The organism is Neomoorella stamsii, from assembly GCF_002995805.1.
Classification (GTDB): Bacteria; Bacillota; DSM-521; order Neomoorellales; family Neomoorellaceae; genus Neomoorella; species Neomoorella stamsii.
Genome location: NZ_PVXL01000005.1, coordinates 1 through 21806, shown reverse-complemented (window position 1 = coordinate 21806; position 21806 = coordinate 1). Strand labels below are relative to the sequence as shown.

Genomic DNA, 21806 nt, shown 5'->3' with positions numbered 1-21806 from the left:
CCTGGAGCGAATTTATAATTGGCCCTGCCAGCAGGCACGGTACAAGGGAAAGAGGAAGACGGATGCCGGACAATATTGTTTTGATCGGCTTTATGGGCAGCGGCAAAACGACAGCAGGGAAGATCCTGGCAGCCAGCCTGGGCTGGTCTTTCGTGGATACCGATGCCATGATCGAAGAGGATGCCGGTTTGTCTATTAAAGAAATCTTTGCCCGCTACGGAGAGCAATATTTCCGGGAACTTGAGCAGGCCGCAGTTGCCCAGGCAGCCGCCTCCCGGGGGGCTGTTATTGCCACCGGCGGGGGGGCCGTCCTTTCCGGAGACAATGTCCGGCGCCTGCGGGAAGGCAACAAAGTCGTCTGGCTCCAGGTACGGCTGGAAACGGCCCTGCAGCGGGCAGGAGTGACCGGGGACCGCCCCCTCCTCCAGGAACGGCGCCGGGAAGAGGTGGCCGAGCTCTTCAAGCGCCGCGAACCATATTATACCTTTGCCGACGTATATATCGACACTGATGGTAAAGATGCAGCCGCCGTGGCCGGAGAAATAAAGGAGGCTTTAAAATTATGGCTGGCGAGCTTAAAGTAGACCTGGGTGAGCGTACTTATAAAATCCATTGCGGTTCCGGCCTGTTGCCCGAAGCAGGCTCCTTGCTTAAAAACTTGGACCTGGCGACTCCCTGCCTGGTAGTTAGCAATGCTACCATTGCTGGATATTACTGGCCCACCCTGGAGCAAAGCCTCAAGGCAGCCGGTTTTCAGCCGCATTTTGCCTTGGTTCCCGACGGGGAGGAGGCCAAAACCCTTAAAGTTGCGGCTGAACTATATGATGCTGCCCTGGCAGCCGGTATCGAGCGCGGGGCAGCCATTATCGCCTTAGGGGGTGGCGTGGTGGGGGATGTGGCCGGGTTTGTGGCCGCCACCTGGCTCCGGGGCGTTCCTTTTATTCAACTCCCGACGACACTTCTAGCCCAGGTCGACGCCAGCGTGGGGGGCAAGGTAGCTGTCAACCATCCCCGGGGCAAGAACCTCATCGGCGCCTTTTACCAGCCGGCGGCCGTCATAGTCGACCTGGCAACCCTGGCCACCCTGCCGCCGCGGGAAGTCAGGGCCGGCCTGGCGGAAGTCATCAAGTATGGCGTGATCATGGACGCCGGCTTTTTTGCCTACTTGGAGGAACACCTGGAATGCCTCCTGAATGGGGAAGGAGAAGTCCTGGAAACCATCGTTTTGCGCTCTTGTGCCTTGAAAGCAGAAATAGTTGCCCGGGATGAGCGGGAAAGCGGCTTGCGGGCCATTTTAAATTTTGGCCACACCATCGGCCATGCCCTGGAAGCCGTATCAGATTTTGCCACCTACCGCCACGGTGAGGCCGTTGCCATGGGGATGGCCGCCGCCGCCCGCCTGGCCGTCCGACGGGGAATGTTTTCGGAAGAGGAAACCAGCCGCCTGGTGCGGTTGCTGCAGCGGGCGGGCCTGCCGGTTGATTTGCCGGCCGTCGAACCTGCTGCTTTCCAGGCGGCCCTAGTCCATGATAAAAAGATCCACCAGGGCCAGCTGCGGATGGTCCTGCCGGAACGGCTGGGCAGGGTGCAGGTTACCCCGGTTAGTTTAGAGGAGATTATGGCGGTTATTTGCTGAGGAATTCCCGGAGGCTAGCCACCCTCGCCTGCTAAAGAATGAAAATGTTGCGGAGGGGAGCAAGATGGACACCCGGCGGCGGCTGGGGGATCTTTTAATTGAGGCCGGGATGATCACCCCGGCCCAGCTGGAGCAGGCCCTGCAGGAACAAAAGCGCACCGGGGAACGCCTAGGTAAGGTTTTGATCCGCCTGGGATTTATTACTGAAGCCAGTATTCTGGAAGTCCTGGAATTCCAGCTGGGCATTCCCAAAGTCGTCCTGGCCGACTACCACCTGGACTCGGAGGTGGTGCGCCTGGTGCCGGAGGGCCTGGCGCGGCGCTACCAGGCCATCCCCATTCGCCTGGACGGCAACCGTCTCCTGGTAGCCATGGCCGACCCCTTGAACCTGCTGGCCCTGGACGACCTGCGCCTGGCTACCGGCAAGGAGATCATGCCGGCTATAGCTGCTGAAAGGGAAATTGAAGAAGCTCTGAGCAGGTTCTGGCAGAAGGAAACTGCTGCCAGCATGAGCGAGGCGGCGGCCGCCGCTGCCCTAGAAGCTCCCGGTCCCGGCGGTACCGAAGGGGCACCGGCTGTACGGCTGGTTAACAGCTTTATCCAGCAGGCGATCCAGATGCGGGCCAGCGATATCCACATCGAACCCCAGGAAGGGGAAGTACGCGTACGCCTGCGGGTGGATGGCCTGCTGCGGGAGTTAACCCTCCTGCCCCTGGGGGTTCTAAGCAGCCTGATCTCCAGGATCAAGATCATGGCCGGCATGGATATTGCCGAAAAGCGCCTGCCCCAGGACGGTCGTTTTCAATTTACCCTGGGTAAACGCAACGTCGACCTGCGAGTTTCGAGCCTGCCCACGGTTTACGGGGAAAAGATCGTCCTGCGCCTGCTGGATCAGGAGTCCATGCTCCTGTCCCTGGACGACCTGGGATTTTTGCCGGCCATAAAAGAGCGCTTTGCGAGCCTCATCCACAGTTCCTACGGCATGCTCCTCATAACCGGTCCCACGGGCAGCGGTAAAACGACAACCCTCTATGCCACCCTTAACATTTTAAGCTCACCGGAAAAAAACATCATTACCATTGAAGACCCGGTAGAATACCTGCTGCCCGGCATCAACCAGGTGCGGGTCAATCCCAAGGCCGGTCTAACCTTTGCCTCAGGTCTGCGTTCTATCCTGCGCCAGGACCCCGACATAATTATGGTAGGAGAAATTCGCGACCGGGAAACGGCCGACATCGCCGTCCGGGCGGCGACCACCGGCCACCTGGTGTTCAGCACCCTCCATACCAATGACGCCGCCGGGGCCGTCACCCGCCTCTTAGATATGGGCGTCGAATCTTACCTGGTCAACTCTTCCCTTATTGGTGTAGTGGCCCAGCGGCTGGTACGCCGGCTCTGCCCCCACTGCCGGGAGATTTACCGGCCCGAACCAGGGTCTTTGGAAAAGACCTGGCTGCCGGAAGTCGAAGAACTCTGGCGGGGGCGGGGTTGCCAGCGTTGCAGCTTTACCGGTTATGCTGGCCGGACGGCCATCCAGGAGGTACTGGTTATGAATGAAGAACTCCGCGGCCTGGTGACCGCCAAGGCACCGGCCATGGCCTTGAAAGATGCGGCCGTAGCTGCCGGGATGGTACCTTTAATCGAGGACGGCTTGGAAAAAGTCCGCCAGGGGATTACTACGGTGAGTGAAGTCCTGCGTGTTTCCCTGGGCGGTTTGTAAAGACCAGACTGTACTGGTTGACACTGGTGGCAGCTGGCTGTTAGAAATCCCTGCCTTTGTTATCTGGCTTTATTCGGGAGGATTAAGATGATTGATATCGAAATCATCCTGCGGGCGGCGGCTGCCGCCGGGGCCTCCGATGTCCATCTCTCTGTCGGCCTGCCGCCGGTTTTCCGGGTCCACGGCGAACTCCAGGTCCAGCGCCAGTGGGAGCCCCTGGATTCCGGAATGACAGCCGGCCTGGTACGGCCTATAGTGGGCGAGAGGTGGGAGGTATTGCAAGAACGGGGAGAAATAGACCTGGCTTACTCCCTGCCCGGCGTAAGCCGTTTCCGGGTCAATGTCTTTCACCAGCGGGGGAGCGTTGGCGCTGCCATCCGCCTTATACCCAGGGATATCCCGAACCTGGAAACCCTGGGCTTACCGCCGGTGGTGGCCGAGCTGGCGGAACGACAGCACGGCCTGGTCCTGGTGACGGGGCCGACGGGTAGCGGCAAGTCCACCACCCTGGCGGCCATGGTGGATAAAATCAACCGGGAACGCAGCTGCCATATTATTACCCTGGAAGACCCCATCGAATACCTGCACCAGCACCGCCGCAGTATAGTCAACCAGCGGGAAGTGGGTTCTGATACCCAGTCCTTTGCCAGTGCCCTGCGAGCCGCCCTGCGCCAGGACCCGGATGTTATCCTGGTCGGCGAGATGCGGGATCTAGAGACCATTGCCACGGCCATCACGGCCGCGGAAACGGGCCACCTGGTCCTGGCGACTTTACATACCAGCAGTGCCATCCAGAGCGTGGACCGGATCATTGACGTTTTCCCGCCCCACCAGCAGGGGCAGGTCCGCATCCAGCTGGCCGACACCCTGGAAGGGGTTATCACCCAGCAGCTTTTACCGCGGGCCGACAGGAAGGGCCGGGTGGCAGCTGTGGAAGTGCTGATTGCTACCCCGGCCGTCAAGAATCTCATCCGCGAGGGTAAAACCCACCAGATTGTTTCCAGCATGCAGACGGGAGCCCGCTACGGCATGCAGACCATGGACATGGCTCTGCGGCAGCTGGTCACCAGGGGTGTGATAGCGGATAGAGAATTAAACAATGGTTAACAGCGCCAGGATTAGCAGGAATTTGCCTTTTTATGACGAATAAATGTCCATATATCCTCGTTCAAGGCAAACCTGGCGAAAGCCAGGGGCGCAAAGCTACGGGCCTGTAGACGCTGTCATGGCCGCCGGGCTGCCGGGGAAGAGTTCTATCTTTCCCTGTTGCCGGTGGCTATTTATATTTTTGGAGGGAAAGCATGAATTTTGCCTACCGGGGAAGGGATGCCAGGGGGAATGCAGTTAGCGGGAATATAGAAGCGGAAAGCCAGGAACTGGCCATCAGGGAACTGCGCCGGCAGGGGATTTTTATTACTTACTGCCGGCCGGCAGTTGTAACCCCAGCCCGGGACTGGCGGCGCCTTTTCCGGCGGCCGGTATCCCGTCGCGACCTGGCCCTCTTCAGCCGCCAGCTGGCGACCATGCTGGGGGCTGGCCTGCCGATTGTGACGGCCTTGCATATTTTACAGCGACAGGCAGAAAATCCTTCCCTGCGAGAAAGTATCGGTATGCTTCTCCAGGACCTGGAGTCTGGGGAGGCCTTTTACCGGGCCCTGGAACGGCAGCCCCGGGTCTTCCCGCCTATCTTCATCCACACCGTAGAGGCCGGTGAACTGGGCGGGGCCCTGGATGAAACCCTGGAACGCCTGGCCGGGCACCTGGAACGGGAACATGAGGTGGAGGAAAAGGTCAAGTCAGCCCTGACCTATCCGGCGATAGTCAGCATGGTTGCCCTACTGGCAGTTATTTTTCTCCTGACTTATGTCCTGCCTTCCTTCCAGGTCATGTTGAACAGCCTGCAGGTGCCCCTGCCCTGGCCGACGCGCCTGGTGCTGGGGATAAGCAGCGGGCTGCGATATCTCTGGCCGGTGCTGTTCTTATTCCTGGCCGGGGCCGCTTACGGGTTTTACCGCTGGCTGCAGAAGCCAGCGGGGCGTTACCGGTTTGACCGGATGTTGCTCCGCATACCTATTTTCGGGCCCCTGCACCAGAAGACGGTCTTATCCCGCTTCAGCCGCACCCTGGGGACTCTTCTCCACAGCGGCGTACCGGTCCTGCCGGCCCTGGAAATTGTGCGGCGGACGGTGGGCAACGCCGTGGTGGCCGGCGCGGTGGAGCGGGCCGCAGAAAGCGTTCGCGACGGCCAGAGCCTGGCGGCTCCCCTGGAAGCGAGCGGTGTCTTCCCTCCCATGGTAGTGGAGATGATTACCGTGGGTGAAGAAACAGGCGCCCTGGACGCTCTGCTGGCAAAAATCAGCTCCTTTTACGACCGCGAGGTGGGGGAGACGGTAGCCCGCCTATCATCCCTCATCGAGCCGGTGCTGATCGTCACCCTGGGCGGTATAATAGGGCTGGTGGTGATTTCGGTACTGCTGCCGGTGTTTTCCCTGGTTGGCGGGGTGCGCTGAGGAGGTAGAAAGCGAAAGTTAGAAAGTAAGATGAGGAGGTGATAGAGGCCTGGAAGTTTAGGAAGTAGTTAACCTTCTGCCTGCCGGGCGGGTAAGGAATGTGGCTTCGATTTCCAGGTACCGTACTAAGAGAAGTTTTATGATGAGGGGACTGGCACAAGACTGAGTTAAAACAAAAATTTTGCCAGGGAGGTTTGCTTAATGATGAAACGTATCCGGGAAATGCTGCACGACCGGAAAGGTTTTACCCTGATTGAATTGATGGTCGTGGTGGTGATTATCGGTATTTTGGCAGCCATTGCAGTGCCGCAGTTTATGGGGCAGAGTGATAAAGCTAAAATAAGCAAGGCTAAGGCCGATTTGAAAACTATTGGGTCGGCGATTGAACTTTACTATACTGATAACGGAGCTTTACCACCTGAAGGAAGTAACAATACTCTAGATGCAAATGCACTACAAAATTATTTAAAAACGATTCCTCAAGATCCATGGGGTGGTAATTATTATTATGACAAAGATACTAATTATGGACATGTAGGTTTTACCTTAAAAGATGGAAGCAATAAAGGGATATACTACCCGCCTAATTGATTTATCATGTTTCAAATATTGATTGGGATTTTTGGCTCTATAATCGGCAGCTTCCTCGGCCTCTGCATCGCTCGCCTGCCCAAGGGGGAGTCTATAGTCTCCCCCCCCTCCCACTGCGATGCTTGTGGGCGACGTTTGGGAGCGGTGGAACTTATTCCTGTAGCAGGGTACCTTATCTACCGGGGGCGTTGCCGCAGTTGCGGCGCCCCGGTACCCTGGTGGTACACGGGCCTGGAACTCCTGACGGCTGGTATTTATTTAAGCCTGTGGTATCGCTTTGGCCCTACTTTGGTGGCGCTAAAGTATGCTGTCCTGGCCTCACTGCTCCTGGTTATTGCCGGCATTGATTTGCGTACTTACATGATACCTGATTCCCTGGTGCTGGTCGGCCTGGGGTGTGGCCTGTTATTTTTGCCCCTGGGTGAGGTTTACTGGCCTGAAGCCTTAGTGGGGGCTGCCCTGGGCGGTGGTATTTTATTCCTGATAGCCGCTGCCAGCCGGGGTGGCATGGGCGGCGGTGACGTTAAGCTGGGCCTGGTCCTTGGGCTTTTCCTGGGTTGGCAGCAGGTGCTGGTAGCCCTTTTCCTGGCGATCCTGGCGGGGGCTCTCATGGGTGTGATCCTCATAGCCCTGGGCCGGAAAAGACGCCGCGATGCCCTGCCCTTTGCTCCTTTTTTAACAGCAGGCACCCTGGGCGCTCTCTGGTGGGGGCGCGACATTATCAACTGGTACATAGCTACATTTTTTGGTTTGTAATGTAAATCCGAAACTGGCCCAGCCATTTGAACCGTATATCTTACCTCCCACTTCTCACCTTTCAACTCACAATTATGAAGGGGCTATTTATGGGAGCTAAATTTACCTTTTCCCCCTTATTACACCAGCAGCACCCGGTGTTGCCGGTCGTCATGCTCCTCACCGGGGTGGCACCGCTCCTTTACAACGGTTATACCGAAGCAGTTCAGCTGGCCGGCTTTTTCCTGGCCGGAACCGGCGGGTTGCTGGCCTGGTTCGGCTACCGAGACCGTGGGTTCAACGCGGTCAACCAAGGCCCCTTCTGGATGGGGCTTCTTTTTTTAGCCTGGCTGGCCCTGGGCCTCCTGTGGTCAGTAGAGGTCAACGGTACGGTGAATGAAATCCTGAGGACGGCCCTTTACCTGGCGATATTCTGGCAGGTAGGGAGCACCTTTGGCCGTGAAGAAGTAGATAAGATAATTACCATAATTGTATTCACCGCTACCATGGTGGCCCTAGTGGGCCTCCTGGAATATCTTTTTCTCCGGGCCGGCCGCATTCATGCCACCTTTATTAACCCTAACCCCTTAGGCATCTACCTGGCCATGGTTGTATTAATAGGCCTGGGCCGCTACTGGCAGCAGGGCGGTCGCCTCCTCGGGGCGGCTCTGGTAATAAACGGTGTAGCCCTGCTCTTATCCTATTCGCGAGGTTCCGTCCTGGCTTTCAGCGGCGGCCTCATTATCTCCTTATGGCTGGTCGGGCGGGAAGGTCTGGCGGGGCGGCTTAGAAGCCTGGCCGGCCTGTTCCTGGCAACAATCCTGCTGGCTAAAATCATTAACCTGATTGCTCCCTGGACGCAGCAAATTGGTAGAGCAGAATCTATCCTCCATGCCCTGGTCCGGCCGGAGAGTTTTATGGAAAGCTCAGTGGAAGGCAGGCTAGCCTTCTGGTGGGCGGCTGGAAGGATGTTCCTGGAGCGGCCCTGGACTGGTTTCGGCGGGGGTTCATTCCATGACGTCTATTTTTCTTTCTACGAAGGCGGGCGCTGGTACTCCCGCTATGTCCATAACCATTACCTTCAACTCCTGGCGGAAACGGGCCTGCCGGGGCTGGCGATCTTCCTGGCCCTGCTGGGAACCCTTCTTATCCCATTCTGGCGCCGGCGGCGCCGGGGACCGTTACCGCCTATCCTGGCAGCCACCGGCGGGGCCATGCTGGCCTTTTTGCTCCATATTTTCGTAGATTTTTCCTGGGACATACCGGCGGTAACCCTCCTTTTCTGGCTGATGGCGGCTTGCAGCCAGCTAATGCTGACCAGTAACGGGCAAATGGCTGGAGGATGGAGCGGACTGAGGGTAAGTCAGGCCGCGGTAGGAGAGAGGCGGTTAAAGGGGTACCGGGCCTTAGCCTATCTTTTATCTTTCTTCCTGCTGGGGAGCAGTCTGCTCCTGGGTGCTGCTTACTTTTATGCCCACCAGGGGGACCTGGCTGCGGCAAGGAATAATCGTGAAGTGGCCCTCAAGAACTGGCGCCTGGCAGCACGTTTAACCCCCTGGAATGATACCTATCACGCCCGCCTGGGGTCCGCCCTGGCCACGGCACCTGCCGGGACAGCCGCTTTCCGGGAAGGTGGCCGGGAGTTGCAGCGGGCTATGGAACTCAGTCCCTACGATTACAATCATGCCAGCCAGCTGGCCTTCTATGAGCAGAAAGCCGGCCACCGGGAAGCAGCCGGCCAGTTGTTTCAAAAGGCCGTTACCCTGGGTGGCTATGTTCCTTCCCTTTATTTCGACCTGGGAAATTTTTATGTCGAAGCAGGGCAAAAGGAACTGGCTGGCGAAATATGGAGTAAGGGGCTTATCCAGGCCGGTTACGCTCTGGCCATGGCTCCCAGTCCTCTGCACAGGGAAAAGGTATTGCAGACCATCCGGGCCCTGCGCCTGAACCTGGCCCGCTATTACGAAGAACAGGGCTGGTATGGTATGGCTGTCGACCAATTGCGCCAGGTGCTGGCCATTTATCCCGGCGATCCCATAGCCATTAAAAGACTGGGTGCGTACCGGGAAAAGGGCCTTCTCCAGGACCCTTAAAGCCGGAGTGGAGATAGTGGGTAGGTTGCTGGTGCGGTCCGGCCGGGAATCAGGGGTGGACGCTAGGCGGCCTGGGTGTCTCAAGTGATGTGGTTGAAGGCCATGGGATAATATGGAAAACCAGGAGGAATATAAAATAAAAATTCCAGGCCCAGGTAAAAAGCGTGAAGCCGGCAGGGCGCTAACTGGCACTCCAGGTTTTACCCTGGTTGAAATAATTGCTGTGGCAGTCATAACGGGGCTCCTGGCTACGGTAGCCCTGCCTGTAGTGGCCAGGAGCCTGGCCTGGTGGCAGATGCAGGGGGCAGCGTGGCAGATAGTAACTGACATCCGCGCTGTCCAGCAAAGGGCTATGGCTGGTGAGGATTATCACCGCACCATTCTTTTTGATACCGTCAACCAGTTGTACCGGGTCAGGAAAGATACGGTAATCATCCAGGAAACCAGACTGCCGGCCGGGGTGACCTTTGCCAGCGTAGCCTTCCCTGGTAGCAAGCTGGCCTTTAACCTGGAAGGGGTTCCCTCGGCCAGCGGGGATATAGTGCTAAAGGATCGCTACGGGCGTTATTACTATATTACTGTCCTGCCGGTTACAGGACGGGTCAAAGCGGGGGATAAAACATGAAAAAGCCTGGCCAGGCTGGCCACCAAGGCCTGACCCTGATTGAAGTACTGGTGGCAACTGCCATCCTGGCGGCGGTGCTGGCGCCCATGCTGGGAATGTTTACCACCGCCGCCCGGGGTTATGCCAGTAGCGGCCAGGAAACGGTAGCATTGAACCTAGCCCGGGAGCACCTGGAAACCTGCCTGGCAACAGGTTATAATAGCCTGGATAGGCTACCTGGAGCAAACGGCACCTGGCAGGGCTGCCCTGATTATCCAGGTTACGAATATCAGGTAATTATCACAGATTATAACCTCCTCCTACAAGTGAAGGAAGTGATGGTCCGGGTGCGCCCGGTAAATGACCCGGCGGGGCAGGTGGAACTGGCAACCCTGGTTGCCAGGTGGCCGTGAAATGGCGTTGTAAAGGTTTTACTTTAATTGAAACAATACTCGCCGCCAGCCTCATGCTGATTTTGCTGGCAGCTGCTCTGAGTATCCTTACAGCCGGCTTAAACTGGTGGCAGCGCGGCTGGGAGCGCATGGATGCCCAGCAAAACGCCCGCGTGGCCCTCGCTTATATGGCCAGGGAGGTCCAGGCGGCTAAGGAAATAGTAAGCGGTTCTGATGCCGGTACGTTAATTATTGCCGATGCGGCAGGCAATCAATATAAATATCTATTATCGGGTGATAACCTCCAGCGGGCCGTTAAGAATAAAGGTTCTTTAAGTTTTAGCGGCTATAATCTCCTGGCCTACGGTGTCCAGGTACTGGAATTTAGTTATGATCAACCGGGAGCGCCGGAAGAAAGTAAAGTTGTTACCATCCACCTGGTTACCAGCGACGCCCGGGGGCGTGACTTTGCAGTTACTACTGCTGCGGCCTTGAGGCTCAAGGTAATGAACGGGGGCAGTTAGGACGGGGGATGGCAATGGTGAAAGGAAATTCATCCTGGCAGGGAAGTACCACGGCCTGTTGGTACCGGCGGGGCAGTGCCCTGCCGGGGGTCCTGCTGGCCATCCTGGTCCTTTCCCTCCTGGGGGCGGGGCTCCTTTCCCTCTCCCTGGTGGAGCGCCAGGGCGCGGCGAATGAAGTTAAAATTACCCAGGCCACCTACCTGGCCGAAGCCGGCATCAACCTGGCCCTGGCAAACTTACGCCAGGATCCCGGCTGGCAAGAGGGGCTGGGGGAAATCTTTTTACCCCGGGTGCAAGGACGGATTGTAAGCGTCAGCCTGGCGCCCCGGGCCATGAGTTACCGGTTGCGCTCTGTAGGGGAAGTAGATGGTATAAAGAGAGCCCTGGAGGTGGAACTAGCCCGCCCCTTTTTCAGTTATGCCCTGGCCAGCGCCGGGGATATGACCGTAAAGAACCCGCTGACAGTCAACGGCGATCTTTTCGCTGCAGGTAGTATTTACCTGCAAAAAGGGGCCAGCGGCAATGTGGCTGCCGGGATGGATTTAACCATTCAAAATAACACTATCGTGCAGGGCAGTGTGGTAACGGGTCGCTACCTGTATAATTACGGCACCATCCGCGGCGATGCCACCGTGGGCCAGTTTACCGACAAATACGGCAACGACCCCAATTATTACGGCCGGGTAGACGGGCAGATTATCAAGGGCCTGAGCTTTTCTTTCCCTGCCTGGCCCGGTGACCTGGTGGCCCCTTACACCGGCGGGTATCCCCTCCCGGCGGGGGAATACACCCTGGCCAGGCTCCAGGACTATGTCGATAATGCCCCGGTAGGAGATAACGGGATAAAGATCCTGTATTGTAACGGCGATTTAATTATTAGTAACTGGGATCACGGCAAGGGCCAGGGTGGGGGTAATGATACTGATTTTTATACCGGCAAAGCCATTATTGCCGCGGCCGGGGATATTACCCTGAGCAAGGATATACGGGCAACTGCCGGCAGCGACGCCTGGGCCTTTGTGGCAGGAAATGATATAATCCTGGATGGTGGTGTAACGGTTGATGTTATCCTCGTGAGCGAACGCTATTTTTACAAACAGGGTGCACCCAGTACCATTAACGGCAGCCTGGTAACAGGGGGCATCGAAGAAATAGAAGAAGACAGCGGCAGCGATAATGGCGATAACCAAGGTGAAGTCCATGGCAACTTCAATAATGAAGGCCGTGGCAATGGTAGTAAAAAAGGTAGCGGTAATGGATACATCAAAGGGCAGCTACAAATTATCTACGAAAACAGCCGGGTACAGGTCCTGAGCCCGGCCCTGGCCGCAGCAGGTTGGCAGATCCTGTCCTGGCGCGGGGCTTCCCTGTATTAAAGAGCTGTTTGGAGTTGACTGCTTGATGCGCTGGCCAAGATTCAGGAGACAACCCCAATACCTGGGCATCGATCTCGGTACAACTGCCGTCAAGGCGGCCGTATACCAGGGCCGGCAGTGGCTGACGGCCAGCGTGCCGGCTCCCCCGGGTGGCCTGGCTGATACCCAGGCCATGGTGGCGGCCATAGCCGAGGCAGCCTCCCGGACCGGCTGGCGCGGTCGCCGGGCCGTGACGGCCGTCAGTGGGGAAAGGGTGATCGTCCGCTACCTGCGCCTGCCGCGGATGACCCCCGAGGAACTCAAGAGCGGCATGGCCTATGAAATCGAAAACTACCTACCCACCGGGGCCCAGGACATGGTAGTGGACTGGGCCATCCTGGATGTTGGCCCTGACACGGATGCCGGACAGATGCCGGTTCTCCTGGCCGCGGCGCCACGGGAACAGGTGACCAGCTTATACCAGCTTTTCCACGCCGCCGGCCTGGACCTGATGGCCATTGACCTGGTGCCCCTGGCCCTCTGCCGCGCCCTGGCTGGAGAGGCCTCTGGCGCCACGGTCATCATTGACATTGGCGGCCGCTGGAGCAATCTGGTCCTGGCCCGGGAGGGACGACCCCTTTTCAGCCGGGTAGTAGCTATTGGCGGGGGAGAGCTGGGCATGCCCGGCATAAGCGGGAGCAGCCGTATGGCCGAAATGGCGCAGGAGATCCGGCGCTCCCTGGAGTTTTACCGTTCCCAGGCCGGGACGGCCTTTAACCCGGAGCGCATCATCCTTACCGGAGGGGGAGCGCAAGTAGACGGCGTGGCAGACTACTGCCGTGAGGAACTGGGATTGACGGTTACGGTGGGCCGGCCAGGGACAGGCCCCGGTGGGTCTCCGGACCCGGCCCTGGCCGTAGCCATGGGCCTGGCTTTGCGGGAGAGGGTAATATGAGTTTTGCTATTAATTTACTACCCCCGGAGTACCTGCCGCGGCGGTCGTTACCAAAGGGAGCCATTATCGCCCTGGCTTTAGGAGGATTACTCTTAACGCTTTACCTTATATTCCTGGTCCAATGGGGGCTGGCGTCCAGGCGTGCTGCCCTGCTGGAGGACCAGCTGGCCTTGTATGAACCCCAGGCGCAGCAGGCAGCGACCAGTAAAAGCGCCATTAGTGAATGGCAGCAGAAGGAAAGGGAACTGCAGCGCCTGGTAAAGGAAAGGCGGCGCTGGCAGCCGGTCCTGGCTGCAATAAACGATGCCCTGCCGCGGGAGATCTGGCTGGCGCGCCTGGAAGCAAACGAAGCCAAAGGAGAATTAATCCTGGCCGGAGGAAGTACCTCCCTCCAAGCCATCGGTAATTTTTTAAATAACCTGCAGGCAAGCGGTCTCTGGCAGGCCGTCAATCTTCAGGAAGTTAAGGGTAATGACGGCAACCTGGTCTTTACGTTCCAGGCTGTCTTTAAAGGTACGCGGCCAGAGACGGGCAAATCAGAGACTGCAAGAGCAGTTCCCGCACCCGGCGATGCAACAAAAGCAAACCCGGATTCCATAAACGCAAACAAGGAAGGCAACAGTAAATGAAATTTGGTACCTACCAGTTCAACCGCCGGGAAAAAATATTACTGGTTTTGCTGGCCGTTGTCGTGGGGATTATTTTCTTCAATAAAGTAGTTTTAGGACAGCAACTGCCGGCCTACCGGGAGCTCCGGGGAAGGCTTAAGGCAGGCCAGGAACGACTGGCAGCCGCCAGGCAGGCCGCAGCGTCCGCCGCCGAGCTGGCCAAAAAAGCCGACCAGGCCCGGGCCGCATGGGAGGCTGCCAGGCTCCACCTGGGTTTTACCCTCCGGGGTACAGCACCCTTCCTGGAGGCGGCTCAGCCCCGGGACCAGTCCCTCCAGGTACTGGCCTTCCGGCCCCTCCCGGTGGAAAAGAGAGACCCCTTCCGGGTCTATCCCTATGAAGTCACCGTCAGCGGCCCTTACCCGGCGCTGCAGGATTATATAAGCCAGCTGGAATCCCTGCCGGCCCTGACGGCCATCCATAATTTGAAGATCCTTGCGCGCCAGGGCAACGCCGCAGCAGTCGAAGCCAGCTTTATTATTGACCTGTACGACCTGGGGGAGGGCAATCCAGTCCCTGGAGCCATAGCCCTTTTTCCGGCCGGGCGGGCCGATGGTTTCACGCCCCCGGCGAAGGTGGTTGCTGGTGGTGATGGAGCTAAAGGGGCAGGAGCTTCTCCCGGCCAGGGAGAGGCCGCCGGGAGCAAATCCGCTGGCTCGTCGACCCCTGCGGCTTCGGGACCGGTGCCGGCAAACCTGCCCCCGTCAACCAAGTCGTCCCCACCTGCAGGCAACCCGGCAACAGCTCCGGGTACCCAACCTGTACTTTCACCCCTGGCAACTAACGGGGAGCCACATCAATATACCTTCCCCCGCCAGGTACAGGGTCGTTTGGTCCCTGGCCCGGCCTTCCAGGAGCCCCCTGCCGGCGAAGGTGATGTCTGGCTGGAGGAACTGCGGGTACTGCGCAATGTGGGTCCCTTCTTCGTCCTGGACCGGCCGGCCGCCCTGGCTGGTATGAACCTGGGCCGCAGCATAGGCGTAACACTAAGCAAAGATAAAACTAAAGCCGAATTAAAGGTCGATCTCCGCGGCCGGTATACTCGTCTCCAGGGGTATACCGGCATCGACGATAGCTTTGCCAACAGCAGCGGTAAAGTTAAAGTAACCATTTTTGCCGATGGCCGGCAGCTTTACCAGGGAGAAATCAGGCCGGGTGATTACCCCCAGTACCTGGAATTACCCCTCTTCCTCGTCCAGCAGCTGACCTTCAGCCTGGAATGGCAGGCCGGCGGTATTGGTGACTACGATCAATTACTGGCCACCCTGGCCAGCCTTCATTTTTCGCGTCGAGATTAGCAGGAATATTTTCCCGCTCCTTGAATTATACTAGGAAGAAGTTAAAAGAAGGGGTGGGTCCATGCTTTTACCGGAAGCAGAACTCAAGGCCATCCTGCAGGCAGCCCTGGCGGAAGGCGGCGATTTCGCGGAAATATTCCTGGAGCGGCGCCGCACGACCGGCATTAGCTGCGAGGATAATAAGATTGAGCGGGTTATATCCGGCCTTGACCAGGGAGCGGGCATCCGGGTCATTGCCGGGGAGAATACCGCCTATGGTTATAGTAACGACCTGAGCAGGGAAAGCCTCATCCAGACGGCTACCCTGGTAAGTAAAGCCCTGCAAAGCCGGCCCCAGCCCAGGGAGATTACTTTTAAACGGCCCCAGGCACGAGTAGAATTTACCATCAAAAAGCGGCCGGACCAGGTACCTGTGGCCGAAAAAGTAGCCCTGGTACAAAGGGCCAATGAGGCCGCCCGGGCCGTCGATAAGCGCATTACCCAGGTCACGGTGGGTTACGGCGACGTTATTCAGGAGGTAACCATTGCCAACAGCGACGGCATCCTGGTAGATGACGAGCGGGTACGCTGCCGTTTTGTCGTCAATGCCGTGGCCACCGACGGCAAAGTTATCCAGACAGGTTACGAGTCCGCCGGCGGGCACCAGGGCTGGGAACTTTTTGAGAGCGTTAACCCAGAAGAGAAGGCGCGGCTGGCTGCCCGGCGGGCCGTCATGATGCTGGAGGCCAGGCCGGCTCCTGCCGGCAAGATGCCGGTAGTTATGGCCGGCGAGGCCGGCGGTACCATGATTCACGAAGCCTGCGGCCATGGCCTGGAAGCCGACCTGGTCCAGAAGCAGCTTTCAGTGTATGCCGGCAAGAAGGGGCAGAAAGTAGCTTCCGACCTGATAACCGTTATTGACGATCCCACCATTCCCGGCAAGTACGGTTCCTACCGTTTTGACGACGAAGGCATGCCGGGGCAGAAAACCGTTCTCATTGAAAACGGCATCCTGAAGGATTACATGTACGATTACCTGACGGCACGTAAGGAGAACCGCCGTTCTACCGGCAACGGTCGCCGGGAATCTTACCAGGACCGCCCCATACCCCGCATGACCAATACCTTTATTGCTCCCGGCAAAGACGACCCGGAAGCTATTTTGCGGGAAACCAAGCACGGCCTGCTGGTCAAGCGCATGGGCGGCGGGCAGGTCAACACCACCAATGGCGACTTTGTTTTTGATGTGGCCGAAGGGTATCTCATCCAGGACGGCAAGATCGGCCCGGCCGTCAGGGGGGCCACCCTCACCGGCAACGGCCCCGAGGTGTTGAAGATAATCGACCGGGTGGGTAGCGACCTGGGCTTCTCCTTAGGTACCTGCGGCAAAGACGGCCAGGGAGTACCAGTCGGGGATGCGCAGCCCACGATTCGAATCCCTGAGATGGTGGTCGGCGGCATCCTGGACGAGGAGGATAAAGGCTAATGGATTACCAGGCTTTACAAAAGCAGTACCTCGACCTGGCGGCGCAAGTGGTTGAGAAGGCCGCCGGGAAGGGGGCCATTGCCGAAGCCTACATAAGTGCCGGTGAAAATTTAAGCATCGAGGTGCGCAACCAGGAGGTCGAAGCCCTGACCACGGCCCGGGACCAGGGCCTGGGCTTAAGGGTCATAGCCGACCAGCGGGTTGGTTTTGCCTTTACCACCGATTTCAGCACCCCGACCCTTGAGCTTTGTGTGGAACAGGCCCTGGCCAATGCCCGGATGGCCACTCCTGATGAGCATAACTGCCTGCCGGCCCGCTATCCCGGTTACCCCCAGCTAGACCTCTTTGACCCGGAGATTACCGCTACTCCGGTAGAAAAAAAGATCGAGCTGGTACGCGAGATTGAACGCCAGGCCAGGGCTTTTGACCCGCGGGTGAAGATCACGGAAAGCTGTTCCTATAACGATTCCCGCTACCTGGTTGTCCTGGTAAACTCCCGGGGGATAACGGCCGCCTACCATGCGGCCTACTGCGGCGCCAGCACCTTTGTGGTGGCGGTAGAAAATGAAGAGAGCCAGACGGGTTTCGGCCTGGCCTATAGCTTGCGGTATAAAAATATCGATCCGGCGAAGATCGGCCGGGAGGGGGCGGCCAGGGCCGTGCGCATGCTGGGAGCCAGAAGGGTTAATACCCAGCGGGCAGCCGTTGTTTTTGATCCCTATGTAGCCACCAACTTCCTGGGGGTCATCGCCCCGGCCCTGGCTGCCGACGCCGTCCAGAAGGGCAAGTCGCTTTTCCGGGGCCGGGTGGACCAGCAGGTGGCGGCACCGGTAGTAAATATTATCGATGACGGCCGCCGGCCGGACGGCATTGCCTCCAGTCCCTTTGACGGCGAGGGGGTACCCACCGAACATACCGTCCTGGTGGAAAAAGGGGTCCTTAAATGCTACCTGCACAACACCTATACAGCCGCCCGGGACGGGGTAAAATCCACCGGTAATGGTGCCCGGGGCTCCTTTAAGACGACGCCGGAAGTCGGGACGACCAATTTTTATATTGAAGCCGGTTCCCATACCCCGGAGGAGATTATTAAGGAGATCCCCAAAGGGCTTTACGTCACTGAGGTCATGGGCATGCATACGGCCAACCCCATTTCCGGCGATTTTTCCGTTGGCGCCAGCGGTATCTGGATTGAAAAGGGCGAGCTGACCAGGCCGGTCCGGGGCGTGGCCATTGCCGGCAACATCATCGGCCTCCTGGAGGGCATTGACGCCGTGGGCAACGACCTCACCTTTTTTGGCGCCACCGGCGCCCCTACGGTGCGCATTGCCAGCATGACCATCAGCGGGTAAGTACACTCTACCCAAAAGAGCAATATTATGGTAAAATAGCAGCCATGAAGATTTTAGTATTAAATGGGCCCAATTTAAACCTCCTGGGCAGCCGGGAGACGGAAATCTACGGCCGGACTACCCTGGCCGATATCGAAGCTGGCTTAAGGGAGCAGGCTGCCGGCGCCGGGGTGGCCCTTGAGTTTTTCCAGTCCAACTATGAAGGGGCCCTTATTGACCGCCTCCATGAAGCCAGGGGCCGGGTAGACGCCGTAGTCATTAACCCCGGGGCCCTGGGTCATTATAGCATTGCCCTGCGTGATGCCCTGGCGGCCCTAGACTGCCCGGTGGTAGAAGTCCACCTCTCCAACATTTACCGCCGCGAGGAATTTCGCCACCAGACGGTAACGGCAGCGGTGGTAGACGGCCAGATTAGCGGTTTTGGCCCTTTAAGCTATCGCCTGGGACTGGAGGCTGCCATAGAGCTGGCGCATAAGAGAGGCGGAAAGTGAGTGGTGAGAAGTGAGCGCTTAGACCGGCTGCGCCGCCTGATGGCGGCGGAAGGTATCGCGGCCCTGTGGGTACGCCAGAAAGAAAACCGCCGCTACCTTAGCGGTTTTACCGGCGACAGCGGCCAGCTCATCATTACGGCGACATCCCAGTACCTGTTAACCGACGGCCGCTTTATTGAACAGGCCAGGGAGGAAGCACCGGATTTTGAGGTAGTGGACCTGGGAAATAAGCCGTGGGAACAGCTGGAAGCCACCCTGGCTGCAGCCGGTGTAACAGAACTCTACTTTGAAGCAGAGCACCTCAGCTATGCCACCTATGAAGAGTTTCTGGAGCAGGCCAAAGACTGGCCGCAGCCGGTTAAGCTGGAACCCTCAAAAGGCCTGGTAGAAAGATTACGCCAGGTAAAAGATGATACCGAACTGGCACTTTTGCAAAAAGCCATTGACCTGGCCGATGCCGGCTTCCGCCATATGCTCCGTATCCTGCGCCCCGGCATCACGGAGCGGGACATAGCCCTGGAACTGGAATACTTCCTGGGCAAACAGGGCTCGCTGGGGCCGTCTTTCACCACCATCATTGCCGGCGGCCCGCGTGCGTCCCTGCCCCACGGGGTGGCTTCCGGCCGGGTACTGCAGCCGGGTGACCTGGTGGTTATGGATTTTGGGGCTATATATGACGGCTACCACTCCGATCTTACCCGTACGGTGGCCCTGGCGCCGGTGGCCCCGGAATGGCGTCACCTGTATAACGTTGTCCTGGAAGCCCAGAGGAAGGCTATAGCAGCCATACGGCCGGGGCTGGTAGGGCGCGAGGTCGACGCTGTAGCCCGGGAACACATTGCCGCTGCCGGCTATGGTCCCTATTTCAGCCATGGCCTGGGCCATGGTGTGGGCCTGGCCGTTCATGAAGGCCCTACCCTCTCCAGCCGGAGCGAGGTTAAACTGGCTGCCGGGATGGTGGTCACGGTAGAGCCGGGAATTTACCTGCCCGGACGGGGCGGCATCCGCATTGAGGATGTGGTCCTGGTCCAGGAGGATGGCGCCCATATTCTCTCCCATGCACCTAAAGAATTTATAGAGTTATAGGACTTGACATTTCACCTTTGAGGCACTAGGAGGTATCCTGCTTGATTTCCACCAACGATTTCCGTACTGGTCTTACCATTGAGGTTGATGGTGAAGTTTATTCGGTAATTGAATTCATGCACGTTAAGCCGGGTAAGGGTTCGGCCTTCGTCCGTACCAAGCTGAAAAACCGGCGTACCGGGGCGGTCATTGAGCGGACCTTCCGGGCCGGGGAAAAGGTTAACCGCGCCCACATTGAGCGGCGGGAGATGCAGTACCTTTACAATGACGGCGAAAATTATTACTTCATGGATACAGAAACCTATGAGCAGCTGTCCCTGCGCAAGGACCAGCTTGATGAAGCGGTAAAATATCTAAAAGACAATATGAACATTTATGTCCTCCTCTACCAGGGGGAGACCATTGGCATCGAGCTGCCGAACTTTGTTGAGCTGAAAGTGGTAGAAACAGAACCAGGCATCAAGGGCGATACAGCCACCGGCGGTTCCAAGAACGCCGTTTTAGAAACCGGTGCCGTAATCCAGGTACCCCTCTTTATCGAGGTGGGTGATGTCGTCCGCATCGATACCCGTACCGGAGCCTATATTGAGCGGGCTTAGTTTAAGGCCGGCCGGGGCCGGAAATAATAAATAAGGTAGAAAGGAAAGGAGTGTAGTCAATGAAGGACGTCCGCAAGAAGGTTGCCTATCTGAAGGGTTTAGTGGACGGCATGGATTTGAATCCCGAGAGCAAGGAAACCCGCCTCCTTAAAGAAATAGTCGATGTCCTGGAGCAAATGGCCGAGGCCCTCCACGACCTGCATGAGGACTATGAAGAGCTGGAGGACTACCTGGAAAGCATTGATGAGGACCTTTATGATTTAGAAGATGAGGTCTACGACGGCGAGGATGAATATGAAGATGAATATGATGACGAGGACGACGAAGAAGACGAAGACGATGAAGAAGGCGACTACATTGAAGTAGAATGCCCCAAGTGCCACGAGATAGTTTGCTTTGATGCCGACGTCCTGGATGATGAGGATGTTGTGGAAGTTACCTGCCCCAACTGCGAGACGGTAGTTTTTATCAATGAAGAGGGCGAAGCCAGCGCTAAGCCCAAAGGAGAAAAGGAGAAAAACTCCCCGGATACCGACGATATCTAATTCAATCTGCTATACTCACATCTAAATCCCGACCCCATGAAGGGGTCTTATTTTTTTGCCCCGCATTTTTCTCTTGCATAAAATTGCCAGGATCATAATAAGCATAATGGCAGGAGGGAGGAAGATGGGCAGTGTACGGCTGGTCAAGGGGGAGGGCCACAGGCCACAACCTTTAGGACAGGCCGGCGGAGGCGGGCCGGGGGCATTCTCCGGGGTGTTGGCTTTGCTATCGGCGACGGTCGCTGCTTCCCTGGCGGCCCTGCCCCCGGAGATAAAAGCCACCCTGGAAGAAATTCGCCTGCGGCGGGAGCGGCCTCTCCAGGTACGCTGGGCTGCCGGTGAAGGCTGGGTGAAGGCCGGCGGCACTCTGACAACCATGCCTGACCAGGCCTACATCGTAACCGCAAACGACCTCAGCCAAACCATCCAGGCCCTCACCCGTAGTTCCCTTTACGCCCTGGAGGAAGAATTGCGCTCCGGGTATATAACAGTGAGCGGCGGCCACCGGGTGGGCCTGGTGGGAGAAACGGTGGTGCGCCAGGGGGAAATTCAAACCTTAAAGAATTTTGCCGGTCTTAATTTGCGCCTGGCCCGGAGTATCCCCGGCTGTGCCCGGGAGTTAATGCCCTACCTTCTAGAGCAGGGGCGACCCCTCAACACCCTTATTCTTTCACCGCCGCGCTGTGGCAAGACGACGTTGCTGCGCGATATTATCCGCCTTTTCAGTACCGGCATAGCGGACCTCCAGTTTCCTGGCGTCAATGTAGGCGTGGTGGACGAGCGTTCGGAAATTGCGGGTTGCTGGCTGGGGGCGCCCCAGCTGGAAGTCGGGCCCCGGACGGATGTCATGGACCGTTGCCCCAAGGCGGCGGGGATGTTGATGCTCCTCCGGTCCATGGGGCCGGAGGTCATTGCCACCGACGAGATTGGCCGGCCGGAGGAACTGGCGGCTTTACAGGATATTTTAAATGCCGGGGTGACAATTCTGGCCAGCGTCCATGCCGGCAGCCTGGAGGAGTTAAAACACCGGCCGGGCTGGAGGCCGCTCCTGGAGCAGGGTTTCTGGCAACGCCTGGTAATCCTGGGCCGTACCCTGGGACCGGGGACCATCGAGGGCCTCCTTAGCGGGGACGGCCAGACCTTACGCCGTGGTCCCTGGCGGGGGGAGGGTAAGGCATGTTAAAAAT

General features: G+C 57.9%; 22 protein-coding genes and 1 riboswitch. All 22 genes read left to right on the top strand.

Going from position 1 to position 21806, the window contains the following annotated elements; translation table 11 throughout:
- Positions 1-62 precede the first annotated feature (62 nt).
- The 22 genes from MOST_RS00470 to spoIIIAA all read left to right on the top strand — a co-directional run bounded on the left by MOST_RS00470 (position 63) and on the right by spoIIIAA (position 21802).
- Entirely contained in the window at positions 63-584 is a 522-nt protein-coding gene (locus MOST_RS00470; protein WP_054935341.1) for a shikimate kinase, read from the top strand.
- Positions 563-1636: a 3-dehydroquinate synthase gene (gene aroB / locus MOST_RS00465; RefSeq protein WP_054935342.1), complete on the top strand. Its 1074-nt coding sequence runs from the start codon at positions 563-565 to the stop codon at positions 1634-1636. The genes MOST_RS00470 and aroB overlap by 22 nt, the downstream gene beginning before the upstream one ends.
- A gap of 64 nt (positions 1637-1700) precedes the next feature.
- On the top strand, positions 1701-3356 hold the full coding sequence (locus tag MOST_RS00460; protein WP_054935343.1) for a GspE/PulE family protein: 1656 nt from the start codon (positions 1701-1703) through the stop codon (positions 3354-3356).
- Between the two features lie 87 nt (positions 3357-3443).
- The gene (locus MOST_RS00455) at positions 3444-4463 is read left to right on the top strand and encodes a type IV pilus twitching motility protein PilT (protein WP_054935344.1); all 1020 of its coding nucleotides are present in this window, start codon (positions 3444-3446) and stop codon (positions 4461-4463) included.
- 55 nt (positions 4464-4518) lie between these two features.
- Positions 4519-4601: riboswitch (cyclic di-GMP riboswitch) on the top strand.
- 56 nt (positions 4602-4657) lie between these two features.
- Positions 4658-5866: a type II secretion system F family protein gene (locus MOST_RS00450; RefSeq protein WP_054935345.1), complete on the top strand. Its 1209-nt coding sequence runs from the start codon at positions 4658-4660 to the stop codon at positions 5864-5866.
- Positions 5867-6067: 201 nt separating this feature from the next.
- Positions 6068-6457, top strand: coding sequence for a type II secretion system protein GspG (locus MOST_RS00445; RefSeq protein ID WP_054935346.1), 390 nt, complete (start codon positions 6068-6070; stop codon positions 6455-6457).
- Between the two features lie 6 nt (positions 6458-6463).
- Positions 6464-7213, top strand: a complete 750-nt coding sequence (locus MOST_RS00440; RefSeq protein ID WP_083476406.1) for a prepilin peptidase — start codon at positions 6464-6466, stop codon at positions 7211-7213.
- An 89-nt stretch (positions 7214-7302) separates the two neighbouring features.
- Complete coding sequence (locus MOST_RS00435; RefSeq protein ID WP_054935348.1) at positions 7303-9285, top strand: O-antigen ligase family protein; 1983 nt, start codon at positions 7303-7305, stop codon at positions 9283-9285.
- Positions 9286-9397: 112 nt separating this feature from the next.
- Complete coding sequence (locus MOST_RS00430) at positions 9398-9910, top strand: prepilin-type N-terminal cleavage/methylation domain-containing protein (RefSeq protein ID WP_054935349.1); 513 nt, start codon at positions 9398-9400, stop codon at positions 9908-9910.
- Positions 9907-10302 (top strand): prepilin-type N-terminal cleavage/methylation domain-containing protein, encoded by a 396-nt coding sequence (locus MOST_RS00425; RefSeq protein ID WP_054935350.1) that lies wholly within the window; start codon positions 9907-9909, stop codon positions 10300-10302. Before MOST_RS00430 ends, MOST_RS00425 begins: the two co-directional genes overlap by 4 nt.
- The gene (locus MOST_RS00420; RefSeq protein WP_106006979.1) at positions 10299-10805 is read left to right on the top strand and encodes a prepilin-type N-terminal cleavage/methylation domain-containing protein; all 507 of its coding nucleotides are present in this window, start codon (positions 10299-10301) and stop codon (positions 10803-10805) included. The genes MOST_RS00425 and MOST_RS00420 overlap by 4 nt, the downstream gene beginning before the upstream one ends.
- 14 nt (positions 10806-10819) lie before the next feature.
- The gene (locus tag MOST_RS00415) at positions 10820-12181 is read left to right on the top strand and encodes a hypothetical protein (RefSeq protein WP_054935352.1); all 1362 of its coding nucleotides are present in this window, start codon (positions 10820-10822) and stop codon (positions 12179-12181) included.
- A 25-nt stretch (positions 12182-12206) separates the two neighbouring features.
- Positions 12207-13115, top strand: a complete 909-nt coding sequence (pilM, locus tag MOST_RS00410; protein WP_054935353.1) for a type IV pilus biogenesis protein PilM — start codon at positions 12207-12209, stop codon at positions 13113-13115.
- A complete protein-coding gene (locus tag MOST_RS00405) occupies positions 13112-13744 on the top strand; it encodes a PilN domain-containing protein (protein ID WP_054935354.1) in 633 nt (210 codons plus the stop codon). Before pilM ends, MOST_RS00405 begins: the two co-directional genes overlap by 4 nt.
- Positions 13741-15081 carry an NPCBM/NEW2 domain-containing protein gene (locus MOST_RS00400; protein WP_054935355.1) on the top strand — a complete coding sequence of 447 codons (1341 nt, stop codon included), beginning with the start codon at positions 13741-13743 and terminating at the stop codon, positions 15079-15081. The genes MOST_RS00405 and MOST_RS00400 overlap by 4 nt, the downstream gene beginning before the upstream one ends.
- 61 nt (positions 15082-15142) lie before the next feature.
- A complete protein-coding gene (locus MOST_RS00395; protein ID WP_054935356.1) occupies positions 15143-16546 on the top strand; it encodes a TldD/PmbA family protein in 1404 nt (467 codons plus the stop codon).
- Complete coding sequence (locus MOST_RS00390; protein WP_054935357.1) at positions 16546-17898, top strand: TldD/PmbA family protein; 1353 nt, start codon at positions 16546-16548, stop codon at positions 17896-17898. Before MOST_RS00395 ends, MOST_RS00390 begins: the two co-directional genes overlap by 1 nt.
- Positions 17899-17942: 44 nt before the next feature.
- Positions 17943-18389, top strand: a complete 447-nt coding sequence (gene aroQ, locus MOST_RS00385) for a type II 3-dehydroquinate dehydratase (protein ID WP_054935358.1) — start codon at positions 17943-17945, stop codon at positions 18387-18389.
- Positions 18390-18392: 3 nt separating this feature from the next.
- The gene (locus tag MOST_RS00380; RefSeq protein ID WP_083476413.1) at positions 18393-19475 is read left to right on the top strand and encodes a M24 family metallopeptidase; all 1083 of its coding nucleotides are present in this window, start codon (positions 18393-18395) and stop codon (positions 19473-19475) included.
- A 41-nt stretch (positions 19476-19516) separates the two neighbouring features.
- A complete protein-coding gene (gene efp / locus MOST_RS00375) occupies positions 19517-20074 on the top strand; it encodes an elongation factor P (RefSeq protein ID WP_054935359.1) in 558 nt (185 codons plus the stop codon).
- Between the two features lie 59 nt (positions 20075-20133).
- Positions 20134-20619 carry a CD1247 N-terminal domain-containing protein gene (locus MOST_RS00370; RefSeq protein ID WP_054935360.1) on the top strand — a complete coding sequence of 162 codons (486 nt, stop codon included), beginning with the start codon at positions 20134-20136 and terminating at the stop codon, positions 20617-20619.
- Positions 20620-20743: 124 nt separating this feature from the next.
- Complete coding sequence (gene spoIIIAA, locus MOST_RS00365) at positions 20744-21802, top strand: stage III sporulation protein AA (RefSeq protein WP_083476408.1); 1059 nt, start codon at positions 20744-20746, stop codon at positions 21800-21802.
- Positions 21803-21806: the final 4 nt, after the last annotated feature.

Excerpts from the sequence above, each read along its gene's own strand:
- MOST_RS00470 (WP_054935341.1), top strand. The coding sequence starts at position 63 with ATGCCGGACAATATTGTTTTGATCGGCTTTATGGGCAGCGGCAAAACG.
- aroB (WP_054935342.1), top strand. The coding sequence starts at position 563 with ATGGCTGGCGAGCTTAAAGTAGACCTGGGTGAGCGTACTTATAAAATC.
- MOST_RS00460 (WP_054935343.1), top strand. The coding sequence starts at position 1,701 with ATGGACACCCGGCGGCGGCTGGGGGATCTTTTAATTGAGGCCGGGATG.
- MOST_RS00455 (WP_054935344.1), top strand. The coding sequence starts at position 3,444 with ATGATTGATATCGAAATCATCCTGCGGGCGGCGGCTGCCGCCGGGGCC.
- MOST_RS00450 (WP_054935345.1), top strand. The coding sequence starts at position 4,658 with ATGAATTTTGCCTACCGGGGAAGGGATGCCAGGGGGAATGCAGTTAGC.
- MOST_RS00445 (WP_054935346.1), top strand. The coding sequence starts at position 6,068 with ATGATGAAACGTATCCGGGAAATGCTGCACGACCGGAAAGGTTTTACC.
- MOST_RS00440 (WP_083476406.1), top strand. The coding sequence starts at position 6,464 with ATGTTTCAAATATTGATTGGGATTTTTGGCTCTATAATCGGCAGCTTC.
- MOST_RS00435 (WP_054935348.1), top strand. The coding sequence starts at position 7,303 with ATGGGAGCTAAATTTACCTTTTCCCCCTTATTACACCAGCAGCACCCG.
- MOST_RS00430 (WP_054935349.1), top strand. The coding sequence starts at position 9,398 with ATGGAAAACCAGGAGGAATATAAAATAAAAATTCCAGGCCCAGGTAAA.
- MOST_RS00425 (WP_054935350.1), top strand. The coding sequence starts at position 9,907 with ATGAAAAAGCCTGGCCAGGCTGGCCACCAAGGCCTGACCCTGATTGAA.
- MOST_RS00415 (WP_054935352.1), top strand. The coding sequence starts at position 10,820 with ATGGTGAAAGGAAATTCATCCTGGCAGGGAAGTACCACGGCCTGTTGG.
- pilM (WP_054935353.1), top strand. The coding sequence starts at position 12,207 with ATGCGCTGGCCAAGATTCAGGAGACAACCCCAATACCTGGGCATCGAT.
- MOST_RS00405 (WP_054935354.1), top strand. The coding sequence starts at position 13,112 with ATGAGTTTTGCTATTAATTTACTACCCCCGGAGTACCTGCCGCGGCGG.
- MOST_RS00400 (WP_054935355.1), top strand. The coding sequence starts at position 13,741 with ATGAAATTTGGTACCTACCAGTTCAACCGCCGGGAAAAAATATTACTG.
- MOST_RS00395 (WP_054935356.1), top strand. The coding sequence starts at position 15,143 with ATGCTTTTACCGGAAGCAGAACTCAAGGCCATCCTGCAGGCAGCCCTG.
- MOST_RS00390 (WP_054935357.1), top strand. The coding sequence starts at position 16,546 with ATGGATTACCAGGCTTTACAAAAGCAGTACCTCGACCTGGCGGCGCAA.
- aroQ (WP_054935358.1), top strand. The coding sequence starts at position 17,943 with ATGAAGATTTTAGTATTAAATGGGCCCAATTTAAACCTCCTGGGCAGC.
- MOST_RS00370 (WP_054935360.1), top strand. The coding sequence starts at position 20,134 with ATGAAGGACGTCCGCAAGAAGGTTGCCTATCTGAAGGGTTTAGTGGAC.
- spoIIIAA (WP_083476408.1), top strand. The coding sequence starts at position 20,744 with ATGGGCAGTGTACGGCTGGTCAAGGGGGAGGGCCACAGGCCACAACCT.